The organism is Arthrobacter sp. TE12231 (genome assembly GCF_054062895.1).
In genome coordinates, this window is the sequence record NZ_JBSSFS010000001.1 from 225,537 (window position 1) to 250,347 (window position 24,811).

Genomic DNA, 24,811 nt, shown 5'->3' on the forward strand with positions numbered 1-24,811 from the left:
ACTACTCGATACCCATCTTCCGCATTGTGGAATGAATGCAATGACGCTCCTGCCGGTAGTTTCCGGCACATCTCCCAGCGCGGAATGCATGGAAGACATCTTCAAGAAGTGAGATCACGATGCAGACGACCCCGTTGACCGGCGTCGACCCGGCTCCCGAGACCGCAGTTGGCTTGAGCAAGGCTGCCCACCCTTCCATGGGTGTCGACGCGCTTTGCGAAGCAGCCAGCGCCGCCTCCGGCCGAACGATCAGCCCTTCCCTTTACAACATCGACCTTGCCCCGACGAAGCGGGAAGGTCGCCGCTGGACCAGCTACAGCATTTTCACGCTCTGGGCCAACGACGTCCACAGCCTCGGAAACTATGCCTTTGCCATCGGGCTCTTCGCCCTCGGACTGGGCGGCTGGCAGATCCTTCTCGCCCTGGGCGTCGGAGCCGTCCTCTTGTTTGGGCTTCTCAGCTTCTCCGGTTTTATGGGTGTCAAGACCGGCGTCCCGTTCCCGGTCATGAGCCGGATCAGCTTCGGCATCAGGGGAGCACAGATCGCCAGCCTCCTGCGCGGGGCGGTGGCCGTGGCGTGGTTCGGTATCCAGACGTACCTGGCATCTGTGGTGCTCCGCGTCATGCTCGTGGCCATGGTCCCCTCGCTGCGGGAGCTGGACGCCAACTCCATCCTCGGCCTCTCCACGCTGGGCTGGGCCTCGTTCGTGTTCCTCTGGATCGTCCAACTGGTCATCGTCAGCTTCGGCATGGAAATGATCCGCAAGTATGAAGCCTTCGCCGGGCCCATCATCCTGGTGACCATGGCGGCCATGGCCATCTGGATCTTCGTTCAAGCCGGCGGCTCCATCGCCTGGACCTCGAACCACGCCCTCGAAGGCGCCGAAATGTGGCGCACCATCTTTGCCGGCGGTGCGCTGTGGGTATCCATCTACGGAACGTTCGTCTTGAACTTCTGTGACTTCACCCGGTCCGCCGTCTCCAAGAAGGCGGTGGTGCGGGGCAACTTCTGGGGTATCCCCATCAACATGCTTCTCTTCGGCGCGATCGTGGTGGTCATGGCCGGCGGCCAGTTCAAGATCAACGGCACGATCATCAAGAGCCCGTCGGACATCGTCCAGACCATCCCGAACACGATGTTCCTGGTCCTGGCCTGCCTTGCGCTGCTGATCCTGACCATCGCCGTGAACCTGATGGCCAACTTTGTGGCTCCCGTCTATGCGCTGACCAACCTCTTCCCGAAGCACCTGAACTTCCGCAAGGCGGCCTGGGTCAGCGGCACGATCGGCCTCATCATCCTGCCGTGGAACCTGTACAACAACCCGATCGTGATCGTGTACTTCCTGGGCGGACTCGGAGCGCTGCTCGGCCCGCTATTCGGCGTCGTAATGGCCGATTACTGGCTGCTGCGCCGCGGCAAGGTCAACGTCCTCGAGCTCTACACCGAGGACCCGGCGGGAGCCTACTTCTACAAGAAGGGCTTCAATCCCCGGGCGATCATTGCTTTGGTGCCGGCCGCCTGCGTTGCGCTGCTGGTCGCCTTTGTTCCGGCGCTCGAAGCCGCCGCCCCGTTCGCGTGGTTCGTCGCAGCCGGCATCGCCGCGGCGGTCTACTACGCCATCTCGGACCGCTCCCAGCGGCTCGTCGACGTCGACGGCGAAGCAATCGCTGTCGCCAGCAACCACTGACCCATCTGTCCGAAAGCGGAAAGCACCATGCGCATTCTTGTCGCCAACGTCAACACCACGCAGTCGATGACAGACTCCATCGCCGCGCAGGCACGCCAGGCCGCGCTGCCGGACACGGAGATCGTGGGACTCACTCCCCGCTTCGGCGCCGACTCCTGCGAGGGAAACTTTGAGAGTTACCTCGCGGCGATCGCCGTCATGGACAGGGTCCTGTCCTACCCGGAGCCGTTCGACGCCGTCATCCAGGCCGGCTACGGTGAGCACGGCCGCGAAGGACTCCAGGAGCTCCTCGACGTTCCAGTAGTGGACATCACCGAAGCGGCCGCGAGCACCGCGATGTTCCTTGGCCACAAATACTCCGTGATTACCACCCTGGACCGTGCCGTCCCCCTGATCGAGGACCGGCTGAAGCTGGCCGGCCTCGACGCCCGGTGCGCCTCGGTCCGGGCCAGCGGAATGGCAGTGCTGGAACTCGAGGAGGAACCGGAGCGCGCCGTGGAAGCCATCATCGAACAGGCACTCCTGGCGGTCCGCGAGGACAAGGCGGAAGTCATCGTCCTCGGGTGCGGCGGAATGGCCGGCCTGGACGAGGAGATCCGTAAGCGTGCCGGCGTCCCCGTGGTGGACGGGGTGGCGGCTGCCGTCACCATCGCCGAATCGCTGGTCCGGTTGGGGCTGAGCACTTCAAAAGTCCGGACCTATGCCACCCCGCGGCCTAAGACGGTCATCGGATGGCCGCTGACGGGGGCCGCCACGGCGGCGATGCCCTGAGTCGGAGCTAGAGGTGCCCGACGCCGTCGGCCACTCACATTGAGGGCGCCGACGGCTTATAGTCGGACGATGGAACAGCGAATGTTGGGCAAGACCGGACGGAACGTCTCGATCGTCGGGTTGGGGACCTGGCAGCTTGGCGCGGACTGGGGCAACGTGGATCCCGGGCAGGCGCAGGCCGTCCTTGCAGCCGCGGCGGAAGCCGGCGTCACCTTCTTTGATACCGCCGACGTCTACGGCGACGGGCGCAGCGAGCAGGCCATCGGAGCGTTCCTGGCGGACAACCCCGGCCTGGACATCACGGTGGCCACCAAGATGGGCCGGCGGGTGGAACAGACGCCGGAGAACTACAACCTGGCCAACTTCCGCGAATGGACGGACCGCTCCCGGCGGAACCTGGGGATGGACTGCCTGGATCTGGTCCAGCTGCATTGCCCGCCCACCGCCGTGTACAGCAACGCCGAAGTCTACGACGCATTGGACACCCTCGTGGCCGACGGCGCCATCCGGAACTACGGCGTCAGTGTGGAGCGGACCGACGAAGCCCTCGAAGCCATCCGCCACGAAGGCACGTCAACGGTGCAGATTATCTTCAACGCCTTCCGGCTCAAGCCCCTGGACGAGGTTCTTCCCGCCGCACAGGCAGCCGGTGTGGGCGTCATTGCTCGCGTGCCCCTCGCCTCCGGGCTGCTGTCAGGCAAGTACACCAAGGACACGTCCTTCGCGGAGAACGACCACCGGAACTACAACCGCACCGGCTCCGCGTTCGATGTCGGGGAGACCTTCTCGGGCGTGGACTTTGAGCAGGGCCTCAAAGCGGTCGCCGAGTTCGAGGAACTGGTGCCCGACGGCGTCAGCACCGCCCAGGCTGCGATCGCCTGGATCGCGGCGCAGGACGGCATCAGCACGGTGATTCCGGGGGCGCGGAACGTGGACCAGGCGCGCTCCAACGCCGCCGCGGCGGGCGTCAGCGGCATTGACGCCACATTCGACGTCGGCGTCCGGGAAATCTATGACCGCTACTTCCGCGAATCGATCCACCCGCGCTGGTAAGGCGCAGGATTCTCCACGGTCAGGCGCACTTCGGCAGCGAGGAATTGACCCGTGACCAAACGATCGGACTACAGAGCGGTCCTGGAATCGCTCCCGCCTGAGAAGTGGGTGGGATACCTGAACGCCGAATCCGGCCTTCCCGGTCCCAGGGGGAACCTTGAACTTGCGGAGGCGTTCGCTGATGTGGCTGACCCTGCGCTGATCCGGACGTGCGCGGAGAGCCCGGACGAATACCTGGCGACGTGCGGCGCCGTCGGCTTTGGCCGACTGCTGGCCGACGGCGAGCGGCACGCCGCTGAGACGTTGAGGGTGCTGGCGGCCGATTCGCGCTGGCGCGTGCGAGAGGGCACTGCCATGGCCCTGCAGCGGCTCGGCGATGCGAATATGCCGTCGTTGTGGACCCTGGCTGAGGATTGGGTAGATGGTCCGCCGCTGGTGCAACGCGCCCTTGCGGCCGGTATCTGCGAACCCCGCCTGCTTCGCGCACCCGACGACGCCGTCCGGGCCCTGGACACCCTGGACCGGATCACAGCTTCATTCAGGGGCATGGATCATCAATCGCGGCGTGACGAGCAGTTCCGTGTGCTGCGGCAGGGGCTTGGGTACTGCTGGAGCGTCGCAATTGCGGCTGCACCGGCGGAGGGTTTCGGACGCCTGGAAAGGTGGGCCGCCAGCGACGACAAGGATGTGCGCTGGATCGTGCGGGAGAATCTCACGAAGGCACGGTTGGCCAAGGCCGCCCCTGCAGCTGCCCAACGCGTGGCCGCCGTCCTGGAGCGGGCCGGCAAATGACCGCTTCTTCCCTCGATGCCTTCATTGACCGGCTCGCTTCGGTGGAAACAGGGCCCTGGTGCAACAACTTCTTCGATCACACCATCCCGGGGAACGCGCGGCGCCGGCAGAACCTGCGTATCTACCTGCAGGAGATGCTGAACCGCTCCCCGCAGGTGTTGCTGCTGGGCGAAGCCCCCGGTTTCCGGGGCATGCGGATCACCGGCGTGCCCTTCACCAACCGGACCATTTTGGAGGGGCCCGCCAACGGCTTCGGGCTCTTCGGGCCGGGAAAGGGCTACGTGCTGCCGGCGGACGCCGCCGGGGTCGCGGCGGAGCCGACCGCAACGGTGATGTGGGAGGTCCTGGCCGAGCTGGACTTCCTTCCCCTGTTATGGAGCGCCTGCCCTTGGCATACCCACATGCCGGGTCGGCCGCTGTCCAACCGCACCCCGACATCCGCCGAAGCAGCCCTCGGAACCCCGTTTTGGCAGGCGCTAACAGAGCTGTTTCCCATCGAAACCGTGGTGGCGGTGGGCAATGTGGCGCACCGCAGCCTGCAGCGGAGCGGCCTGGACACACCGAAAATCAGGCATCCTGCCCACGGCGGCCGCTCCGGATTCAAACGCGGCCTGCAGGAGCTGCTGGGCACCTCCGGCTAAGACCAACGCGTCGGTTGCCGCGCCGGCCCCTAATCCAGCAGGTGCAGCTGGTCCGGGGTGTCGAGGTCCTCACCGCCGGAGAGGTCACTGCAATCCACCAGATCAACCAGATCCGGGCGGCCCTGCAGGAAGACGCGCGCCCCGGCGTCGCCCGTCGCCGTTTCAGCGGCCGCAGCGCGAAGGCCGGCATCCAGGAGCAGCGGATGTCCCCGCCGTAGCTTGCCTTGCGGGCCGCGGTAGGCGGCCGCCGTCACCCGGCCCGGCCGATGGGCCGCCAGCAGCCGGGCGACCGTCCCGGCGGTCAGGCCGGGCTGGTCCACGAGCGCGATGAGCACATGATCCTCCGGAGGCGCCGCGGCGACCCCCGCCCGGAAGGAGCTGCCCATCCCGGACTCCCAGTCCGGGTTTTCGATGACCTTGTGCCGGCTGAGGTCGGTGGTGGCGCGGACCGTTGCCGCGTCCGCGCCGAGCACTGTCACCACTTCCCGGCAGCCGCCCTGCAGGAGCATGTCAGCGAGCACTTCGACGAGCGTGCGGCCGCGGAACCGGAGCAGCGCCTTGGGGCCGAGCCCCAGCCGTGTGCCGGCGCCGGCGGCAAGCAGCACCGCCGTCGTGCGTGTAGTCGGGCTCAGGGTTCCGCTGTCGCTCATCTGCCCACCCTAACGCGCGCCTCGAACACAACGCTCAGGAGTCGCCGCCCGCTCCGCCGGTGGTCCCGGCGTTGACATCCAGGAGCTTGTAGCGGTCCATGGCGTACGACGGCGCGCCCCCCTCCACGTCGCCCCTCGCCGCGAGCAGCTGCAGGGTCTTCACCACGATCGAGTGGGTGTCGTTCTTGAAGAAGCGGCGTGCCGCGGCGCGGGTGTCGGAGAAGCCGAAGCCGTCCGCGCCGAGGGAGGCGAACTGGTGCGGGAGGAACTGCCGGATCTGGTCCGGCACGGCCTTCATGTAGTCGGTCACGGCCACGATCGGACCGGTCGCGTCCGCGAGCTGCTGGGCCACGAATGGGACGCGGGCAGGCTGGCCGGGGTTGAGGAAGGCCTCTTCCTCGGCGGCGAGCCCGTCGCGGCGCAGTTCGTTCCAGGACGTCACGGACCACACATCGGCGGAGACGCCCCAGTCCTCGGCGAGGATCCGCTGGGCTTCGAGAGCCCAGGGGACGGACACGCCGGAGGCAAGGATCTGGCTCTTCGGCCCGGCCACTTCCGAAGCCGACGCCCGGTAGATGCCCTTCAACACACCGTTGACGTCGAGGTTCTCGGGTTCGGCCGGCTGGGCGATCGGCTCGTTGTAGACCGTGATGTAGTACATCAGGTTCCGGTCTTCGGAGTCGGGTCCGTACATCCGCTCCAGGCCGTCGCGCATGATCACGCCGATCTCGTAGCCGTACGCGGGGTCGTAGGTGACGACTGCCGGGTTGGTGGCGGCGAGGATCGGGGAGTGGCCGTCGGCGTGCTGCAGGCCTTCACCGGTCAGGGTCGTGCGGCCGGCGGTGGCACCGATGATGAACCCGCGGGTCATCTGGTCCGCGGCGGCCCAGAAGGAGTCGCCGGTGCGCTGGAAACCGAACATCGAGTAGAACACGTAGATCGGCACCAGCGGTTCGCCGTGCGTGGCGTACGAGGTGCCCGCGGCGGTGAACGCGGCCACGGAACCGGCCTCATTGATGCCGGCGTGCACGATCTGGCCGGAAATCGACTCCTTGTAGGCCAGGACGAGGTCCCGGTCCACGGAGAGGTAGTTCTGGCCGTTCGGGTTGTAGATCTTCGCGGTCGGGAAGAACGCGTCCATGCCGAAGGTGCGGGCCTCGTCCGGGATGATCGGCACGATCCGCTGGCCGAAGTTCTTGTCCCGCATGAGGTCCTTGAGCAGACGGACGAACGCCATGGTGGTGGCGGCCAGCTGCTTGCCGGAGCCGCGGTTCGCGACCTCGTACGTCTTCTCATCCGGCAGCGTGATCTCGCTGTGCTTGGACCGGCGTTCGGGGACGAAGCCGCCGAGGGCTTGGCGGCGTTCCATGAGGTACTGGATTTCGGGGGCGTCCGGGCCGGGGTGGTAGTACGGGGGCCGGTAGGGGTCGGCTTCGAGCTGGTCGTCGGTGATGGGGATGCGCAGGTGGTCGCGGAAGGCCTTCAGGTCCGCGAGGGTGAGCTTCTTCATCTGGTGCGTGGCGTTGCGGCCCTCGAAGTGGGTGCCCAGGCCGTAGCCCTTGACCGTGTGGGCCAGGATGACCGTCGGCTTGCCCTTGAACTCGGTCGCGGCCTTGTACGCGGCGTAGACCTTGTTGTAGTCGTGGCCGCCGCGCTTGAGGTTCCAGATCTGGTCGTCGGTGAGGTCCTGGACCATTTCCTTGGTCTGCGGGGTCTGGCCGAAGAAGTGTTCGCGGACGAACGCGCCGGATTCGGCCTTGTAGGTCTGGTAGTCCCCGTCGACGGTCTCGTTCATGATCTTCACGAGCGAGCCGTCCTCGTCCTTGGCCAGCAGGTCATCCCACTCCCGGCCCCAGACGACCTTGATCACGTTCCAGCCCGCGCCGCGGAAGAACGCCTCGAGTTCCTGCATGATCTTCCCGTTGCCCCGGACCGGGCCGTCCAGGCGCTGGAGGTTGCAGTTGATCACGAAGTTCAGGTTGTCCAGCTTGTCGTTCGCGGCGAGCTGGAGCAGGCCGCGGGACTCGGGCTCGTCCATTTCCCCGTCACCCAGGAACGCCCAGACCTGCTGGTCGGAGGTGTCCTTGATGCCGCGGTTGTGCAGGTACCGGTTGGACTGGGCCTGGTAGATCGCGTTCATCGGCCCGATGCCCATCGAGACCGTGGGGAACTCCCAGAACCCGGGCATCAGCCGCGGGTGCGGGTAGGAGGACAGGGCGTGGCCCTCCTTGGACTTCTCCTGCCGGAACCCGTCCAGGTCCTCCTCGGACAAACGGCCCTCCATGAAGGCCCGGGCGTACATGCCGGGGGAGGCGTGGCCCTGGAAGAAGACCTGGTCCCCGCCGCCGGGGTGGTCCTTGCCGCGGAAGAAGTGGTTGAACCCGACCTCGTACAGGGTCGCGGCCCCGGCATAGGTCGAGATGTGCCCGCCGACCCCGATGTCCGCCCGCTGCGCCCGGTGCACCATGACCGCGGCATTCCAGCGCAGCCACGCCCGGTACTTCCGCTCGATCTCCTCGTCCCCGGGGAACGGCGCTTCCTGGTCCACCGGGATCGTGTTGACGTAGTCCGTGGTGGTCACCATCGGAACACCCACACTCTGCGCCCCGGCCCGCTGAAGCAGGCTCCGCATGATGTACTGGGCACGCTCGGTGCCCTGTTCCTGAATCAGCGTATCCAGGGACTCCAGCCACTCGGCGGTCTCTTCCGGATCACGATCAGGCAGCTGGTTTGTCAACCCGCTGAGGATATGGGAGGTATCTTCTCCTGCAGCCACGTCCAGCCTCTTTTCATCGTTGAATGGTTGGCTCAAGTTTTCATTCTATGAGAAAACTTTCTTGCAATTCGAGATTATCGATGCGGCCCGGGGCTCGTCAACACCAACGGCGCATCACCGCGGCCCTGCAGTCACAATCGAGCGGAAGGACCCCGCGTTGCTTGTTAACCGCGGAGTCGCTCAGGCCGAGGCGAGCAGCCTGCCCCAGCGCGGGGAGAGCAGCGGGGCGCCCGTCATCTTGAGGCAGCTCCACAGTGTCACGGCCACCGAGTCAAGCACGGGTACGCCCATAGCCGCTTCGATTTCCTCGGCAATGTTGGCGCCGTAAAGGTTGGTGCAGAGGTAGACGAGCGCGTCCGGGTTCGAAGCCGCGAGTTCCAGCGATCCGGGCCGCATTTCGGCGTCGGAGACCCGGGCAAATGATTCGTTGTCGCTCAGGCCGAGGAACCGGTGGTCAAGTGTCTTGATCCCGTCCCGTTCGTACGACGCCACGATCGCGCGGTTGACGTCCTCCGTATAGGGGGTGAACAGTCCGATCCGTTCGGTGCCGAAGGCTCGGAAGGCCTCCATGTACGCCAGCGTGGAGGTGGTGGCGGGGATGCCGGTGGCGTCCTGTATTTCCTGGACGAGTTCGCGGTCGTGACCGGCGCCGAGCCACGAGCCCGAGGTGCCGTTCCAGGCGATGACGTCGACGTCGGCGGTGGCCAGGATCTCGGCGGCGGCCCGCATGACCGGGGCATCGAACTGCTTGTCTGAGGAATCGTCGAGGGCGATCCTCGTGACCTGGATCCTCGCGAAGTGGATGGTGACGTCGTCGCGGTCGCCCAGGATGCGGTAGCTCTGCGGTTCGAGGCAGGTGTTGGAGGACGGCACGATCATGCCGATGCGGGTGGGGCGGTTTGCGGAATGCACGGGGGCTCCTAGCGGGTGGCGGGGACGGTGATGGGTGCGGAAGCGGCGCCGGCCGCGGCCTGGTGTTCGCGGAATCCGTTGCGGCCCACGAAGCTTCCGACAGGGCCGGGGTCATGGAAGCCGTTGGCGTCGAGCACCACCCGTCCGGCTGACACCACGACGTCGGGCCAGCCCGTGAGCGTCCGGCCGTCGAACGGGGAGAAATCGGTCCCCATGTGCAGGGCGGCGCCGTCGACGGCGCGTTCCCGTGCCGGGTCGAACACGACGAGATCGGCGTCGAATCCGGCAGCGATGATGCCCTTGCCCGGGAGGGCGTTGATCCGTGCCGGCCCGGCGGCGAACACTTCCACGAAATCCTCCACCCGGGCCGCTCCGCCGGCGGCGTCCATCATGGCGGTGAAGGTGACCGGCATGCGGGTTTCCACCCCGGGCAGGCCGTGCGGCATGGCCCGGATGTCATCGGTCCGCTCGCGCTTCTGCGCGAGGTCGTAGCAGGAGTGGTCCGAGGCCACGGTGTGGATGGCGCCGGCGGCAAGCCGGTCCCGCAGCGCGGCGACGGTCTCGGGGCTGCGCATCGGCGGGCAGCAGGCGTACCACTCGGGGAAGGACGTGCCGTAGACGGTGTCGTCCAGGGTGAGGTAGTGCGGGCATGTCTCGGAGAACGCCTCCTGGCCGCGGCTGCGGGCCTCGGCGACGAGATCCACGGCTCCCGGCGTGGACTGGTGCACAAAGTAGACGGGGGCGTTGGTATATTCGGCCATCGCCAAGGTCTCCTTGACCGAGATTTCCTCCGCGAGTTCAGGCCGGGTCCGGTGCAGGTGTTCAATGCTGATCCGGCCGTCGTCCGCGTGCTGCCGGGTGCAGTCGGCAATGATGGGGTCGTGTTCGGCGTGGATGTAGGTCAGGCCGTCGAGCCGGACCATCTCGCGCATGACCTTCAGGATGGTGTCGCCGTCGGCCATGGTGGTGCCCCGGTTGGTGGTATACATCTTGACGGAACGGACACCTTCGGCGGCAAGCTGCTCGAGCTGCCAGGGCACGGTTTCGTCCCATTGGACAACCGAGCCGTGGAGGGCGACGTCGCAGCGGGACTCGCGGGCCAGTTCCTTTTTGTGCAGGACCGCGGCCAGCGGGGTCTCCCGGGCGTCGCGGGGGATGCCGAAGTCGATGATCGTGGTGGTGCCGCCCCAGAGGGCAGCGGTGGAGGTGGTGCGGTAGTCATCCAGGGTGCGGAACCGTCCGGTTACCTGGGCGACGTGACAGTGGCCGTCCACGCCGCCGGGAATCACCATCCGGCCGGCGGCGTCGACGGTCCGGGCGGCGGCGGGGACGGGCTCGGAAGCGTCCACGAGCTGGACGATCTTCCCGCCGTGCACCATGACGTGGGCAGCCTGGCGGCCGAAACTGTTGACCACGGTGCCATGGGCAATGACAAGGTCTGGGGCGTGGGACATCGTTGTCCTCCTTCGAGGAAGAAGCTAGTGGGGCGGGGTTGTCAGCGGGGCCGGATTATCAGTGGGACCCGGCGATTGCCCGGGCGGCGTTCTGCGCCGTCGTGAGGGCGGCGTCGAGGTTGTCCGAGAGCCCTCGGCGGGGCTTGACCGGAGGCGGCGCGAAGGCGCCGGCCCGGTGCGGTCCGGACTGGAGGTTGACCACCGACTGTGCCATCTGGATGCCGGCGGAAATGCCGTCCACCACAGGGACGGGGATCTGGCCCGCCAGGTCGCGGGCAAGGCCGGCAAGCGGCGCGCCGGCGAGGATGACGACGTCGGCCCCGTCCTGGGTGACGGCCTGGCGGCTGAGTGCCAGCAGGGTCTCCTTGAAGTCCTGCTGCACGGAACCGATGCCGGTGAGGGTCTCGTTGATGGACCGGATCGAGGCCAACCGGCCGCCGAGCCCGAAGCGTTCCACGCAGTCCAAGTACCAGGGCCGGATCCGGTCCGAGATGGCGATGATCGAGAACCGGTGACCCTGCAGTGCCGCGGCGCACAGGGCGGCCTCGGTGATCCCGATGACCGGGACGTCGGTCAGTTCCTTCAGCGCGGGCATGCCGGGGTCTCCGAACGCCGCGACCACGACGCCGTCGATCCCGGTTTCGGTGCCGGGTCCGGACCCGTCGCGGGTGTACTCGGCGATGATTTCGGCGACGGCGCCGGCGGCGATCAGGGATTCAAAGCGGGTTTCAATGTATTCGACGCCGTGGCCTGCGGTGCGGACCAGCAGTTCCGTTCCGGGCGAGGCGGAGCGCCGGGCTTCGGATTCGATCAGCGCGGTGACGTCGTTGCTGATGTTGGGGTTGATGACGAGGAGTTTCATGTGTTCTTCCGATGAAGGGCGGGTTCCGTCCGGCGGAAATCCTCCGGAAACTGTTCCCGGTATTTGTCGATGTGCGACGCCGACTGGGCGGCCGCGCGGTCCGGGTCACCGCTGGCGATCGCGGCGTACAGGGCCCGGTGTTCCTCGATGAGTTCGGGGAGGTCGCTCACATGCCGGAACAGCCAGTGCATCCGGCCTTGGAGGGGTTCGAGCGCGGACTTGAGGAAGCCGTTGTCCGCGATCCGGGTGATGGCATCGTGGAATTCGCTGTTGGCCCGGTGGGCTTCCATGACGGCACCCTTGGCAAGGCAGCGGTCGGCTTCGTCCAACAGGGTTTGCAGCGCGCCGAGGTCTTCCGGCGTGGCGCGGGTCGCGGCCAGCCTGCAGGCCAGCACTTCGAGCGACTGGCGGACGTCGAAGAGATCCTCCACGTCTTTGGGGCTGAGTGTGCTGACTTCGGCTCCCCGCGCGCCGCGGTCGCTGACCAGGCCTTCCTGGCGCAGCATGCGCAGCGCTTCGCGGACCGGGAGGCGCGAGACGTTGAATTCGGCGGCGAGGTCGCGCTCCACCAGCCTGGTGCCGGGAACGTAGTGCCCTTCAAAGATCCTGGTGCGGAGGGTGTCCCGGACAGCCTCCCGGAGGGGGCGTTCCTTGTCCTGGGGTTCTTCAGCGGTAAGCATGGTGCTCCATTCGGGTTCTTTTGGCACTGCGTTCCCGGCTCCGGGAACAGGTGTTGCGTGGCCTAGCTTAGACAGGGAGCCGCTTGTTGTAGTTCAGCGTCAGTACGGATGCTCCCATGATGATCGCCGATCCCACGAAGTACAGCAGCGCCCACGTGTACGAGCCGGTGGCGCCGACGATCAGGCCGACGGCGATCGGGGTGACGAAGCCGGAGATGTTGCCGCTGAAGTTCATGGCGCCGCCCAGGACACCGGCGTTGGTCCGGCCGCCCAGGATGGAGGGGATGCTCCAGAAGAGGCCCACCCAGCGCAGGAAGAACATCACGACGGAGAGGAGGACCACCGCCGTCGTCGGGTCTGGCACGACGGTGACGCCGACAAGGCCGCCGATCACGACGACGCTGGAGATGCCCAGGAGGGTGCGCATGACCCGGTTGGCCGAGGCGCCGGCGGCCCTCCACTTGTCCGCGATGGTGCCGCCGAGGATTTCGCCGACGAATCCGGCGCCGAAGATCACGAAGGTGGACCAGCCGATGGTCTTCAGGTCAAAACCCTTGGCCTGTGACAGGTAGAGCGGGCCCCACGTGAGCAGGCCGTAGAAGACTCCGTTGAAGCCTAGCCAGCCGAAGCACATGGCCCAGAAGGAACGGAATTTCAGGTAGGGGAGCAGGGCACGCTTTCCCTTGCTGCCCTCGAGTTCGGCTTCGGCGTCCTCCGCGGCGTGGGAGGCCTCGAGGTACTCGGCCTCGGCGTCGTTGACTCCGCTGTGCTGGCGCGGGTTGTCCCGGACGTACCACCACACGGCGAGGCCCATGAGGACGGTGGCGACGCCGGCGATGATGAACGAGCTCCGCCAGCTGCCCGTCGATGCGATCAGGCCTGCGATGAGGATGCCGCCCAGCCCGGCGCCCAGCGGGGCGCCGGCGTCAAGGATGGTTGCGCCGCGGCCGCGTTCGGATTTGTGCATCCAGATGGCGTTCAGCTTTCCGCCCGCCGGCATGACTCCGGCCTCGGTGACGCCGATGCCCAGGCGGGCGATGAACATGCTGAGGAAGCCGCCGGCCAGGCCCGAGGCTGCCGTGGCGGCGCCCCAGCCGACGCAGGACGCGGTCATTACCTTGCGGGGGCCGAACTTGTCGATCAGCAAGCCGACGGGGATCTGCATGAGGGCGTAGGTCCAGAAGAAGGCCGAGAGCAGGAGGCCCACGAGCTCCGGGGCCATGTTGAATTCCTTCTGGATGATGGGCAGGGCTACAGAGATGGAGCCCCGGTCGATGTAGTTCACGGACACGAGGACCAGCAGGAGGAGGAACATTTTCCAGCGGACATTGGTGCGCCGTTGCACGCGGTCCTTGGGGCTTGCGGCGTCAGCGTGTGGTGCTGAGGTTTCCTGTACGGGGGGTTCGGTATTTCGAAGAGACACAACTTCTCCTTCAGAGAGAGGAAAAATGCCGGCAGGTGAGAGATTCAATTCGTTCGCGGGCCAGGAGGCCGGGGTGTGGGGCGTCCTGTGCGCGGGCTTCCCGGTGCTGCTGTGGGGGCTGATATCTGGCCTGATATCTGGCCTGACATCAGGTGCGGAACCCAGGGGAGTCGGGGCCCGGCAAGCTAGCTTGTTTTGGGATCCCAATTTGGGATCCCAAAATTGAGAATAGAAGTGACGCGGGCCACTGTCAAGGGATGCGGGTCTGCCGGTTGCGTTCGCGCGAAAAATGTCGTTTGTGACTGGGGCGGGGTTCCACTGTGGGGCGCCCGGGCGCTGGGGTTTCGGCGATCCTGTGCGGGCCGTGCGTGGGCATGGCTTCGCCCCGCCATCCGACAGGGAGCCTGTTCCCGGTGTGGTTCGGGGTGGATGGCGGGGCGGGCATGGACCTAATAACGGCCCGAGGGTTTGGTTAGCTGCCGCGGTATGTGGAGTAAGCGAAGGGGCTCAGCAGGAGCGGGACGTGGTAGTGGTCTTGGGATTCGGACACGGCGAAGGTCAGCGTGACCTCGGGGAAGAAGGCCTCGGTCCCGGCGGCCTCGTAGTAGCGTCCGGTGTCGAAGCCAAGCCGGTACGTGCCGGACGGAAGCTTGTCCGGGCCGAGGGATTTGATGCGGCCGTCGTCATCCGTGGCGCCTGCCGCGATCTTAACCCAGCGCTCGCCGTCGAGCCTGTGGAAGGTGACGGCGACACCGGCGGCGGGCTTGCCGGTGCCGGTGTCCAGGACGTGGGTGGTGACGTGGGAGGTGCTCATGTGCCGATCAGTCCTTCGAGTCGGAGTACCGCGATTTCGCGCAGCTGCTGGCCGATGATTGCTTGTTCCTGTTCCGGGGTGTGCGCGAGCCTGGAGTTGAGGGCGGCGAGGATTTCCTCCCGGCTGCGGCCGGCGGCGCGGATCAGGAAGACCTGGCCGAATTTTTCTTCGTAGCTCCGGTTCCCCTCGGCGATGGCTGCCGCAACGGCCGGGTCCGGAATTCCCAGGCCTGCCTGCTCCGACTGGGAGAGCCGGGCCTCCGTGCTGTTTCCTGCGGCCCGTTCGCCGATGCGTGGATGGTGGGCCAGGGCGGCCTCCACCTCCCGCCCGGTAAAGGGTTCCGCCGCACGGTTGGCCGCTTCCAGAAGGCTCGCGGCGCTGCCGAAGGGCCGGCCCTGGACGATCTCCTCGATCCAGCGGTCTATGTCCAGGCAGGGTCGCAGCGCGGCCGCGGCCTCGGCCCGTCCGGCCGCGTTAAAGTCTTCCAACAGCATGTGCCAGATCCTTTGTGTCAATGCTGGCATCCACGGCGTAGGGCTATACGGACAAGATATTCGTATCGTGGAACTGTTATTTCAGCATATGCAAAAGATTGAACCGTAACGTGTGCCGGGTGTCAACCGGCGGCCGGATTCCGCGGCGGATTCCGGTGACCGCTACGGAAACGGGCAGGCGCACCCCCGATCCGGGGTGCACCTGTCCGAAATCGCCGCGAAAACGGCTGGGCTCAGCCGTGAATCGTTGCGACGTCGCTCTTTTCCCAGTCCCCGCGGTGCGCATTCCGCCCTGGTGTGTTGTCTCCGGTGCCTGCCGGCTCTCCCGGTTTTAGCTCGCCCGTTCGCAATGGGCGGCTCGCCGCCGGATTCCGCCCGGCGTAGGTGCGGGGTCCGGTACTTCCATCGTCCGCCCGCAACGGCCCCCAATCCACCCCTCGTGAGCGACTTCTTCCTGGTGCAACGGATTTGCTGTCCATATACCCCTGGGGGTATGCTGAACACCTTAGACCCACCGACAGAGGAGTACCCGGATGTGCCGTGCAGTTGCCTGCAAGAAGTGCGGAAAGACCACCTGGGCCGGTTGCGGCCAGCATGTTGACCAGGTCATGCGGGGCGTCCCCAGTGCCGACCGCTGCCGCGGCCATGAGGGCGAAACCAGCGCCAAAACCACGACCACGACCGGCTTCTTCGCCAAGCTGTTCGGCCGGTAGACGCCAGCAGAATCCTCCGGCGAGTGCTGCCGGCTGTGTAAGCCGAGGGCGCTACCCCAGGCGGTAGCCGGCGTCGCGGGCGGTGAGGATGCGGTCTGCGCCGATCTTCAGCTGCAACTGCCGCACATGCACGTCCACCACGTTGGACGTGCCGTCGAAATCGCGGCCCCAGACGTGGCTGAGCAGTTGTTGCCGGCTCAGGACCTGTCCCGGGTGCAGCAGGAACATTTCCACCAAGGCGAATTCGCGGGCGGAGAGCTCCACTGTCCTGCCATCGACGCTGACCGTGAGGGCGTGCAGGTTCAGTTCCAGCGGGCCGTAGCGCATGATGCTGCCCCTAAGCGGATCGCCGGAGTCGGCTGCGCGTAGCCGGGCCCGGACGCGGGCCTCCAGTTCCTCGAGGGGAAACGGCTCGACGATGCAGTCGTCGGCGCCGCCCTCCAGCGCTGCGAGAGTATCCGCGGGTGACCCGGGGGCCGTGAGGAAGATGACCGGGATCCCCGCCTGCCTGTGGCGGAGGGCCGCCAGGACAGCGAAGCCGTCAAGCCGGCGAAGCCCTGCAGCCAGGAGCAGGAGATCGAATTCGCCGCTGGCCGCCAGGTCCACTGCCGTGACGGAGTCGGCGACCACGCTCGGGGCGTAGCCGGCCGCGCGCAGGCCCTCTTCGATGAAGCGGGACATGCGTTCGTCGTCTTCGGCTATGAGGATGCGGATCATGGCGACTCCAAGGAACAGCCCGGCTCCGGACGGTCCGCCACGTCCGTGCGCATCGGCGCGGTGCAGTCCGCGCGAAGCCGGTCGCTGCAATTTTGCGCCGTCGCTTACGTGAACCGGGAGGGCTTCCGGGGCCTTCTTTCATCCTGCCCCTGTAACGGTGCGTGCGCCACCCTTGAACGGTTGATATTCGGACTATTAACCGTCCGCGTGCTGCTGCTGCCCGAACAGGGCACCGGTGAGCTGATGCGTCAGCTCGTGGATGAGTTCGAGACGGGCCGCGCTGTCGGCGTCGTCCGGGCCCCACGTGTAGATGACCACCGCATAGGAGCGGTCGCCCGCACTAAGCAGCGCGGCGTCGTGGACGTATCCTTCCACCACGCCGTACTTGTGGTGGACGGTGATTTCCGGGGAGACCGCCGCCGGGATGAGGTCCTCGTCATTGGTGTGCTGCATGTAGCCCAGCAGCTCCGCGGTGTGCCCGGTGTTGAGGAGCTTGCCCGTGGAGAGCTGCTGGAGGAGCCGGGCCATGTCGGCCGGGGCCAGGAGGTTTTGCTCGGGATCGTAGGTGATGCCCAGGGTGGCGGCGTAGTCGGTCAGTCGGGGGTAGCCGATATCCCGCATCAGCAGGATCCACGAGTCGTCGCTGCTGGTGTTGATCATGGCCTTGAGCTGGAACGCGGCCGTGAACGCGCCCAGTTGAGTATCGAGCGACTTTTCGCCGGTTTCCACGAGGTGGTAGTAGGCGGCAGCCGTCAGGACCTTCGCCGTGCTCGCCGCCGTGTATGGTGCCACATCGCCGTAGCTCTGCAGCGCTCCGTCGCTGGTGTCCATGATGGCGACGCCGATCCTGTGATCGGGGTGTCCGCCGATGATCCGCTGGATCTCGGCGGGGAGGTCGACGGCGGCGCGGGGCGAGGGCGCCGGCGCCGCGGCCAACTGGCTTTGCGCCTGCCTCTGGCTGACGGTCAGGAAGTCGCCCTCGGGCGACGGTCCGGTGCGGATGGCACCGAAGACGACAACGGCGGCCAGCACCAGCGCGGCGGCGGCCCAGACCAGAATCACGTTCCGGCGGTGGTGAGGCGCGGCCGGCCGCGGGCCCGGAGTCGTCATATGCGTGGGCCCTCCGGACTTAACTGGGTGCTCAGCACACGCGTGCTGGGGCGGATCTTTTCGGCAGGTTCTTGACTGGCAAGGGTGGTGTCTCCGACGTTAGGCGCGGGCGCAGGCGAAGTCCACGGACCGCGCGGGGCGCCGCCCGAAGTCTTTCCAAAGTCCTAGGAGCGCAGCCGGTGCGGGGCGATCTGCAGGTGGTGCTCCAGGACGTAGTCGGCGATCGCCAGGGCGGAGGTCGCCGCAGGGGAGGGCGCATTGCGCAGCAGTGTGACGGCGCCCAGCCGGTCCACGGCGAAATCGTCCAGCAGGGAACCGTCGGCAGCCCACGCCTGGGCGCGGACCCCGGCGCCGGCCTTCCTGGCGAGGTCGCCGGGTTGCAGTTCGGGCAGGAACTGCCGGGCCTGCCGGAAGTACAGCGGCTTGAGCAGTGACGCCGAGATTTCCCGGGCACCCATCCGCCAGTGCTGCCGGGCCAGGGCCGCGGCGCCGGGCCACCGGAGCGAGGCCAGCGTGTCCGGCAGGGACACCCGGGCCCACGAGTAGCCCTCCCGGGCCAGGGCCGGCACCGCGTTGGGGCCCACATGGACGTCGTCGTACACGCCGCGGGTGAAGTGCACGCCCAGGAACGGGAAGCGCGGGTCCGGGACCGGGTAGATCATGCCCCGGACCAGATGGCTCCGGGCGGCGGCCATCACCCAGTACTCGCCGCGGAACGGCAGGATCGCAGGCGACGGGCTGGCCCCGACCATCCTGGCCACGACGTCCGACTGCAGTCCGGCGCACACCACCAGCCGGTCGAAGATGTGCGTGGCGGCCGGCGTGGAGACGTGCACGGCGCCGCCGGCATTGTTGACGGCCGTCACCTCCTGGCCCAGGAGCACGGATCCGCCGCCGCTCCGCACATCCTGCGCCATGGCTTCGGTGATGGCGGCGTAGTCCACGACGGCGGTGTGCGGTGAGTGGACGGCCGCGACGCCCGCGGCGTGCGGCTCGACCTCGCGCAGTTCCGCCCGGGTGAGCCGTTTCATGTCCGGGACGCGGTTCTCCCGGGCGCGGCGCTCGATCTCATCGAGCCGCGGCAGTTCCGCCTCGGTCACCGCGACCACCAGCTTGCCGAGCTCGCGGTACGGCAGGCCCTTGTCCCGGCAGTAGTCGCGGGTGAGGGCCCGGCCGCGGGCGCACAGGACGGCCTTGAGGGATCCCGGCTGATAGTAGAGGCCGGCATGCACCACGCCGGAGTTGTGGCCTGTCTGGTGCGCGGCCACCCGGTGCTCCTTTTCCAGGACCGTGACGTGGAAGTCCCCGGTCCGGACCAGGGCACGGGCAATCGCCATGCCCACGATCCCGCCGCCAATGATCCCGATCCGAGCCGCCACGCGCGCCGCCTTCCCCTGCACTCCAACGCCTGTTGTTGTGGACCCTATCCCGAACGGCGCCCGGATGTCAGGGGAGTCCGCGTCGTGAGGCACGGCCGGCGGCTCTACTACGCTGGCAATCATGACCCGGAATATTACTGTCAGCCTGCCGGACGCCGCATTGCGTGAATACCTTCAGCCGCACCCGGACGTCACCGTCCTGGAATGGGACTTCGCCGGTGATCCGCCCCGCCCGCGGATCGACATCGTGGTGCCGCCGTACATGGGCGGCCCGCAGGTCCTGCAACGCCTGGAAACCGTGGACACGGCGCTGGTCCAGAGCCAGTCGATCGGGTACGACGGCGTGGCGGACTTCCTGCCCTCCGGCAGGGTCTTCGCCAACGCGGCCGGTGTCCACGAAACCTCCACCGCGGAGCTGGCGCTGGCCCTCATCCTGGCCAGCCAGCGCGAGTTCCCCCGCCTCATCCGGAACCAGCAGGAGGGCCGGTGGGATGCCCGCCCCACCGCCAGCCTGGCCGACCGCCGCGTCCTGATCGTTGGCTACGGCGGGGTGGGCAAGGCGATCGAGGACCGGCTCCTTCCGTTCGAGACCAGCGTGACCCGGGTGGCCAGCAGGGAACGGACGGACGAACGCGGCCCCGTTCACGGCATCGCGGAGCTCCACGCGCTGCTGCCGGAGCACGACATCGTGGTGGTGGGGGTTCCGCTCAGCGACTCCACCCGGCACCTCGTGGACGACGCCTTCCTCGCGGCCATGCCCGACGGCGCCCTGCTGGTGAATGTGGCCCGCGGCCCGGTAGCGGACACCGACGCGCTGGTCCGGCACACCGCCACCGGCCGGATCCGCGCCGCGCTGGACGTCACCGATCCCGAGCCCCTGCCGCAGGACCACCCGCTGTGGCGGACCCCGGGCGTCATCATCAGCCCGCACGTGGGCGGGGCGAGTTCGGCGATGCGGCCGCGGATGGGACGGCTGCTCCAGCGGCAGATCGACCTGATGCTGGCGGGCGAGCCGCCGGCGAACGTGGTGCTGGGCGGCTGACACCTGCCGGACTCCGCAGCCCGGGCCGGTTACTGCCGCGGAATTCTGGAGGGGGTGACTGGGATAAGCTCGCTCGGGACCGGGGCAGGCATCGGTTCCAACTCAAAGACGTAACGGGCGGGCATTCCTTGGATTTATTGAGCGGTATGAATCGCGACGAACTCCGCATCCTTTCCTGGGTTACGGCCGCCATCTTCGTGGTTGTGGCCGGCGTGTGGCGTCCACGCAGGCTTCACTGGACCGTGCTGGGTTCCGTCCTGCTCTTCGCGGCCCTCAACGTAGGTGCCGGTATCTACGTCCTGAACCATTTCGAAGATCCGCGCTGGTCGCCGGGGGGAGAGCCACCGCTGAGCGCTCCATCGTTTGCCGGGACGCCTGTGGTGGGGCAGTTCCTGGGCCCCTTGGACTCCGCCCTTAACGGAGTGGTGGGCGGGGTGAACGAGTTTCTGGCCTTCAAGCGGGCGCTTCCCATCTCGCTGGACTTCCTTGCCGCGTCCGGCTGGGCCCTGCTGGTGTCCTTCCCGCTTGCCATTCTGGCTGCCTCCGTCAGTTTCGCCGTGGCCAGGCGCCGGACGGCGGACTTCGCAAGATACCGGGCCACCGTTGACGTGCTCCAAGATGAGCTTGAGCAGGTCAAACGGCAGATCTCGTCGGGGAATGCCGCCGGCACGGACCCCGCGAGCGTGCCCCGCGGGCAGCTTACCGCCACGGATTCGCCCTGAGAGGAACCCGGCCCGCTCACGGCATCCGGACGTAAACTGACCCTCACATCGTTCTGTGTGAAACTGTCCGAGACGCGTGAACTGGAGAGCGGATGCTCTGGAAACTGCTCGTCGAATACCTGCGGCCGCAGCGGCGGCTGCTGCTCGCCGTCGTCGTCTTCCAACTGGCGGCGTCCATCGCCTCGCTGTACCTGCCCACCCTGAATGCGGACATCATTGACCAGGGCGTCGCGAAGGGGGACACGGACTACATCCTGCGCATCGGCGGCATGATGCTCATGGTCGCGCTGCTGCAGATCGCCTGCACCATCGCCGCCGTCTATTTCGGCGCGAAGGCCGCGATGGCGCTGGGCCGGGACGTCCGTGGCGCCATTTTCACCCGGGTGGCGGAGTTTTCCGAGCAGGAAGTCACCCGCTTCGGTCCGCCCAGCCTGATCACCCGCTCCACCAACGATGTCCAGCAGGTCCAGCAGCTCGTCCTGATGTCCGCCACGCTCATGGTCACGGCGCCCATGCTCTGTATCGGCGGGGTGATCATGGCCATGCGGCAGGACCTGCAGCTGTCCTGGCTGATCGCGGTCAGCGTGCCCGTGCTGCTGGCCGCGGTGGGGTCGATCATTATCCGGATGGTGCCGCTGTTCCGCCTCATGCAGACCCGGATCGACACCGTCAACCGGGTCCTGCGCGAACAGCTCACCGGCATCCGGGTGGTCCGGGCCTTCGTCCGGGAGGACGTCGAGACCGCCCGCTTCGCCCGCGCCAATGAGGACGTCACGGATACCGCGCTGCGGGCCGGCCGGCTCATGGCGCTCGCGTTCCCCACCGTGATGCTGGTGCTCAACGTCTCCAGCGCGGCCGTGATCTGGTTCGGGGCGTTCAGGATCGAGGACGGCTCCATGCAGGTGGGCACCATGATCGCGTTCCTGAGCTACCTGATGCAGATCCTCATGTCCGTCATGATGGCCACCTTCATGGCCATCATGATCCCGCGGGCCTCGGTCTCGGCGGACCGGATCAGCGAGGTGCTCGGGACCGAATCCAGCGTCCGGCCACCGCTGCGTCCGGTTTCGCGCGCGGCCGGGCGGGCTGCCCGGGGCGAACTGGAGATGCGCGACGTCGGGTTCGCCTACCCGGGCGCCGAGCAGCCGGTGCTCTCCGACGTAAGCTTCACCGCCCGCGCGGGGCAGACGACGGCGATCGTCGGCAGCACCGGCTCCGGCAAAACCACCCTGGTGAACCTGATGCCGCGGCTTTTCGACGCGACGTCCGGGGCGGTGCTGATCGACGGCGTGGACGTGCGCGAGCTCCACCCGGACCTGCTGTGGGGGCACATCGGGCTGGTGCCGCAGAAGCCCTACCTGTTCTCCGGCACCGTGCGCAGCAACCTGCTCTACGGCAAACCGGACGCCACCGAGGACGAGCTCTGGCAGGCGCTGGCGATCGCGCAGGCCGAGGACTTCGTCCGGGAAATGGAGGGCGGCCTGGACGCGCCGATCTCGCAGGGCGGCACCAACGTCTCCGGCGGCCAGCGGCAGCGGCTCGCGATCGCCCGGGCGCTGGTGAAGCGGCCCGAGCTCTATATCTTTGACGACTCGTTCTCCTCGCTGGACACCGCCACGGACGCCCGGCTGCGGCTGGCGCTCAAGCAGAACACGGCAGGGGCCACCATGGTGATCATCGGCCAGCGGGTCTCCAGCATCGCGGACGCGGACCAGATCCTGGTGCTGGACCGCGGCAGGATTGTCGCGCACGGCACGCACGAGGAGCTGCTGGCGACGTCCGAGACCTACCAGGAGATCGTGAACTCCCAGCTCGCAGCGGAGGAGGCAGCATGAGCCGCACGGACAAGGCCCCGACGCCGGCCCCCGCCACCGGGGCACCCGCCGCCGCACCCGCTGGTTCCGGCGGCGCTCCCGGCGCGCAGGCCCCGATGCGGATTCCCCGCCCCGCGGGCGGACCCGGCCGTGGCGGCCCGTTCGCCGGGATGAACATCCCGGCGGAGAAGGCCATGAACTTCGGCCCGTCCGCCCGGCGGCTGCTGGGGGAGCTGCGGCCCGAACGGCTGTGGCTGACGCTGGTCCTGATGCTCGCCGTCGTGAGCGTGACGTTCTCGGTGATCGGGCCCCGGCTCCTCGGCGAGGGCACCAACCTGATCTTCGCCGGCGTCGTGTCCAAGCAGCTGCCCGCCGGGGTAAGCCAGGAGCAGCTGATTGCCCAGCTTCGCGCCGCCGGGGAGAACCAGAAAGCGGACATGCTCAGCGCTATGACGCTGACGCCCGGCACCGGAATCGACTTCACCGCGCTGGCCACCGTGCTGCTGTGGGCGCTGGTGCTGTATGTCCTGGCCTCGGCGTTCGGCTGGATGCAGGCGTACATTCTCAACGGCGTCGTCCAGCGCACGGTGTTCCGGCTGCGCGAACGGATCGAGGCCAAAATCAACCGGCTGCCGCTGCGCTACTTCGACTCCGTGCAGCGCGGCGAGCTGCTCAGCCGTGTCACCAACGACGTCGACAACATCTCCCAGAGCCTGCAGCAGTCCATCAGCCAGGCCGTGACCTCGCTGCTGACCGTTGTGGGCGTGCTGGTGATGATGCTCCTGCTCTCGCCCACGCTGGCCATCATCGCGCTGGTGACCATTCCGCTGACCCTCGTGACCACCACCGTGATCGCCAAGCGCTCGCAGAAGCTGTTCGTGGCGCAGTGGCGGCACACCGGCGAGCTGAACGGGCAGATCGAGGAGACCTACACCGGGCATGCGCTGGTGAAGGTCTTCGGCCGGCAGCGCGAGGTGGAGGAGCGGTTCCGGCAGAAGAATGTGGAGCTGTACCAGGCCAGCTTCGGCGCGCAGTTCATCTCCGGGCTGATCATGCCGGCCATGACGTTCATCGGGAACCTGGTCTATGTGGGGATCGCCGTGGTGGGCGGCCTGCAGGTGGCCGCCGGGGCGATGCAGCTCGGCGACGTGCAGGCGTTCATCCAGTACTCCCGGCAGTTCACCCAGCCGCTGGCCCAGCTGGGGTCCATGGCGAACCTGCTGCAGTCCGGTGTGGCCTCCGCCGAGCGCGTCTTTGAGCTCCTGGACACCGAGGAGCAGTCGGCTGACCCTGTGCCCGGCGAGGCTCCCGACGGCGGCCGCGGCCGGCTGGTGTTCGAGAACGTCTCGTTCTCCTACTCACCGGACACGCCGCTGATCTCTTCGCTCAGTCTGGTCGCGGAGCCTGGCCAGACCGTCGCCATTGTGGGCCCGACCGGTGCGGGCAAAACCACCCTGGTGAACCTGATGATGCGCTTCTACGAGCTCGACGCCGGGCGGATCACGCTCGACGGCGTGGATGTCACTGCGATGACGCGCAACGAGCTGCGCTCGCGGATGGGAATGGTGCTGCAGGACACCTGGCTGTTCGGCGGGACCATCCGGGACAACATCGCCTACGGCCGGCCCGGTGCCTCGGAGGCCGAGATCCTGGAGGCCGCGAAGGCGACGTACGTGGACCGGTTCGTGCGGTCCCTGCCGCAGGGCTACGACACCGTGCTCGACGACGAGGGCGGCAACGTCTCGGCGGGCGAGAAGCAGCTGCTGACCATCGCCCGGGCGTTCCTTGCACGGCCGTCCGTGCTGATCCTGGACGAGGCGACTTCTTCGGTGGATACCCGGACCGAGGTGCTAGTGCAGAAGGCGATGAGCGCTTTGCGGAGCGACCGGACTTCGTTTGTCATCGCGCACAGGCTCTCCACCATCCGCGACGCCGACCTCATCCTGGTGATGGAGGCCGGCCAGATCGTGGAGCAGGGAACGCATGCCCAGTTGCTTGCCGCGGGCGGTGCGTACGCGGCGCTGTATGCGGCGCAGTTCGCGGCTCCTGTGGCGGAAGTTTAAAACGTCCGCGGTCTGCGAGGCCGGTCCAGGCTGACATGCGGGCTGACTTCGGCTTTTAGGGGATGATTAGCAGACAGCGTCAGATCCCGACCTGTGCTGGTGAGTATCAGTATTGTCAGGTTGAGATCTAAAAGCCTCTTGGAGCCGTGTCAAGAAAAGGTGAATCAGAGCCTATTCTGACAACCTTTCGACCGCCTGCCTGAAGTCAGGTTGGGGTGTGCTTCAGCCTGATAATGGTCGA

Annotated in this window: 22 protein-coding genes; 10 read left to right on the plus strand and 12 right to left on the minus strand. The window is 67.3% G+C overall.

The window, feature by feature from the left end; translation table 11 throughout:
- Nucleotides 1-119 precede the first annotated feature (119 nt).
- The 5 genes from ACVWYS_RS01015 (at nt 120) to ACVWYS_RS01035 (ending at nt 4,945) form a co-directional block, all read left to right on the plus strand.
- The gene (locus ACVWYS_RS01015) at nt 120-1,688 is read left to right on the plus strand and encodes an NCS1 family nucleobase:cation symporter-1 (RefSeq protein WP_344365764.1); all 1,569 of its coding nucleotides are present in this window, start codon (nt 120-122) and stop codon (nt 1,686-1,688) included.
- A 27-nt stretch (nt 1,689-1,715) separates the two neighbouring features.
- Entirely contained in the window at nt 1,716-2,459 is a 744-nt protein-coding gene (locus ACVWYS_RS01020; protein WP_456508126.1) for an aspartate/glutamate racemase family protein, read from the plus strand.
- Between the two features lie 69 nt (nt 2,460-2,528).
- Nucleotides 2,529-3,512 (plus strand): aldo/keto reductase, encoded by a 984-nt coding sequence (locus ACVWYS_RS01025; protein ID WP_456508127.1) that lies wholly within the window; start codon nt 2,529-2,531, stop codon nt 3,510-3,512.
- Nucleotides 3,513-3,563: 51 nt separating this feature from the next.
- Complete coding sequence (locus ACVWYS_RS01030) at nt 3,564-4,304, plus strand: HEAT repeat domain-containing protein (protein WP_456508128.1); 741 nt, start codon at nt 3,564-3,566, stop codon at nt 4,302-4,304.
- Nucleotides 4,301-4,945, plus strand: a complete 645-nt coding sequence (locus ACVWYS_RS01035) for a uracil-DNA glycosylase (RefSeq protein ID WP_456508129.1) — start codon at nt 4,301-4,303, stop codon at nt 4,943-4,945. The genes ACVWYS_RS01030 and ACVWYS_RS01035 overlap by 4 nt, the downstream gene beginning before the upstream one ends.
- Before the next feature lie 29 nt (nt 4,946-4,974).
- Here ACVWYS_RS01035 and nboR read toward each other — a convergent pair whose 3' ends face one another.
- From nboR to uraD, 9 genes are all read right to left on the minus strand, one after another.
- Entirely contained in the window at nt 4,975-5,595 is a 621-nt protein-coding gene (gene nboR, locus ACVWYS_RS01040) for a nicotine blue oxidoreductase (RefSeq protein ID WP_456508130.1), read from the minus strand.
- Nucleotides 5,596-5,629: 34 nt separating this feature from the next.
- Nucleotides 5,630-8,371 carry a pyruvate dehydrogenase (acetyl-transferring), homodimeric type gene (gene aceE / locus ACVWYS_RS01045; protein WP_456510265.1) on the minus strand — a complete coding sequence of 914 codons (2,742 nt, stop codon included), beginning with the start codon at nt 8,369-8,371 and terminating at the stop codon, nt 5,630-5,632.
- A gap of 180 nt (nt 8,372-8,551) precedes the next feature.
- Nucleotides 8,552-9,250 (minus strand): maleate cis-trans isomerase family protein, encoded by a 699-nt coding sequence (locus tag ACVWYS_RS01050; protein WP_456509112.1) that lies wholly within the window; start codon nt 9,248-9,250, stop codon nt 8,552-8,554.
- Nucleotides 9,251-9,291: 41 nt separating this feature from the next.
- Nucleotides 9,292-10,737, minus strand: coding sequence for an amidohydrolase family protein (locus ACVWYS_RS01055; protein WP_456509202.1), 1,446 nt, complete (start codon nt 10,735-10,737; stop codon nt 9,292-9,294).
- 58 nt (nt 10,738-10,795) lie between these two features.
- Nucleotides 10,796-11,599, minus strand: coding sequence for an aspartate/glutamate racemase family protein (locus tag ACVWYS_RS01060; protein ID WP_456508132.1), 804 nt, complete (start codon nt 11,597-11,599; stop codon nt 10,796-10,798).
- Nucleotides 11,596-12,279 carry a GntR family transcriptional regulator gene (locus ACVWYS_RS01065; RefSeq protein ID WP_091254270.1) on the minus strand — a complete coding sequence of 228 codons (684 nt, stop codon included), beginning with the start codon at nt 12,277-12,279 and terminating at the stop codon, nt 11,596-11,598. Before ACVWYS_RS01065 ends, ACVWYS_RS01060 begins: the two co-directional genes overlap by 4 nt.
- A gap of 67 nt (nt 12,280-12,346) precedes the next feature.
- Nucleotides 12,347-13,702, minus strand: a complete 1,356-nt coding sequence (locus ACVWYS_RS01070; protein ID WP_456508133.1) for an MFS transporter — start codon at nt 13,700-13,702, stop codon at nt 12,347-12,349.
- A 472-nt stretch (nt 13,703-14,174) separates the two neighbouring features.
- The gene (gene uraH, locus ACVWYS_RS01075) at nt 14,175-14,516 is read right to left on the minus strand and encodes a hydroxyisourate hydrolase (RefSeq protein ID WP_456508134.1); all 342 of its coding nucleotides are present in this window, start codon (nt 14,514-14,516) and stop codon (nt 14,175-14,177) included.
- On the minus strand, nt 14,513-15,010 hold the full coding sequence (gene uraD, locus ACVWYS_RS01080; protein WP_456508135.1) for a 2-oxo-4-hydroxy-4-carboxy-5-ureidoimidazoline decarboxylase: 498 nt from the start codon (nt 15,008-15,010) through the stop codon (nt 14,513-14,515). Before uraD ends, uraH begins: the two co-directional genes overlap by 4 nt.
- A 533-nt stretch (nt 15,011-15,543) precedes the next feature.
- On the opposite strand from uraD, the gene ACVWYS_RS01085 reads away from it, so the two are divergent.
- Nucleotides 15,544-15,723, plus strand: a complete 180-nt coding sequence (locus ACVWYS_RS01085; RefSeq protein ID WP_456508136.1) for a hypothetical protein — start codon at nt 15,544-15,546, stop codon at nt 15,721-15,723.
- 51 nt (nt 15,724-15,774) lie between these two features.
- Here the strand turns inward: ACVWYS_RS01085 and ACVWYS_RS01090 are convergent, their stop codons facing one another.
- The 3 genes from ACVWYS_RS01090 to lhgO all read right to left on the minus strand — a co-directional run bounded on the left by ACVWYS_RS01090 (nt 15,775) and on the right by lhgO (nt 18,929).
- Nucleotides 15,775-16,440, minus strand: coding sequence for a response regulator transcription factor (locus ACVWYS_RS01090; protein ID WP_456509203.1), 666 nt, complete (start codon nt 16,438-16,440; stop codon nt 15,775-15,777).
- A gap of 195 nt (nt 16,441-16,635) precedes the next feature.
- Nucleotides 16,636-17,550 (minus strand): serine hydrolase, encoded by a 915-nt coding sequence (locus tag ACVWYS_RS01095; RefSeq protein WP_456508138.1) that lies wholly within the window; start codon nt 17,548-17,550, stop codon nt 16,636-16,638.
- Between the two features lie 164 nt (nt 17,551-17,714).
- A complete protein-coding gene (gene lhgO, locus ACVWYS_RS01100) occupies nt 17,715-18,929 on the minus strand; it encodes an L-2-hydroxyglutarate oxidase (protein ID WP_344367117.1) in 1,215 nt (404 codons plus the stop codon).
- 121 nt (nt 18,930-19,050) lie between these two features.
- On the opposite strand from lhgO, the gene ACVWYS_RS01105 reads away from it, so the two are divergent.
- From ACVWYS_RS01105 to ACVWYS_RS01120, 4 genes are all read left to right on the plus strand, one after another.
- Nucleotides 19,051-19,971, plus strand: coding sequence for a 2-hydroxyacid dehydrogenase (locus ACVWYS_RS01105; protein ID WP_456508140.1), 921 nt, complete (start codon nt 19,051-19,053; stop codon nt 19,969-19,971).
- Nucleotides 19,972-20,117: 146 nt separating this feature from the next.
- Nucleotides 20,118-20,693 carry a hypothetical protein gene (locus ACVWYS_RS01110; protein ID WP_344367113.1) on the plus strand — a complete coding sequence of 192 codons (576 nt, stop codon included), beginning with the start codon at nt 20,118-20,120 and terminating at the stop codon, nt 20,691-20,693.
- A 92-nt stretch (nt 20,694-20,785) separates the two neighbouring features.
- A complete protein-coding gene (locus ACVWYS_RS01115; protein ID WP_456509204.1) occupies nt 20,786-22,528 on the plus strand; it encodes an ABC transporter ATP-binding protein in 1,743 nt (580 codons plus the stop codon).
- Nucleotides 22,525-24,570: an ABC transporter ATP-binding protein gene (locus ACVWYS_RS01120; RefSeq protein ID WP_456509205.1), complete on the plus strand. Its 2,046-nt coding sequence runs from the start codon at nt 22,525-22,527 to the stop codon at nt 24,568-24,570. Before ACVWYS_RS01115 ends, ACVWYS_RS01120 begins: the two co-directional genes overlap by 4 nt.
- The last annotated feature ends 241 nt before the right edge of the window (nt 24,571-24,811 follow it).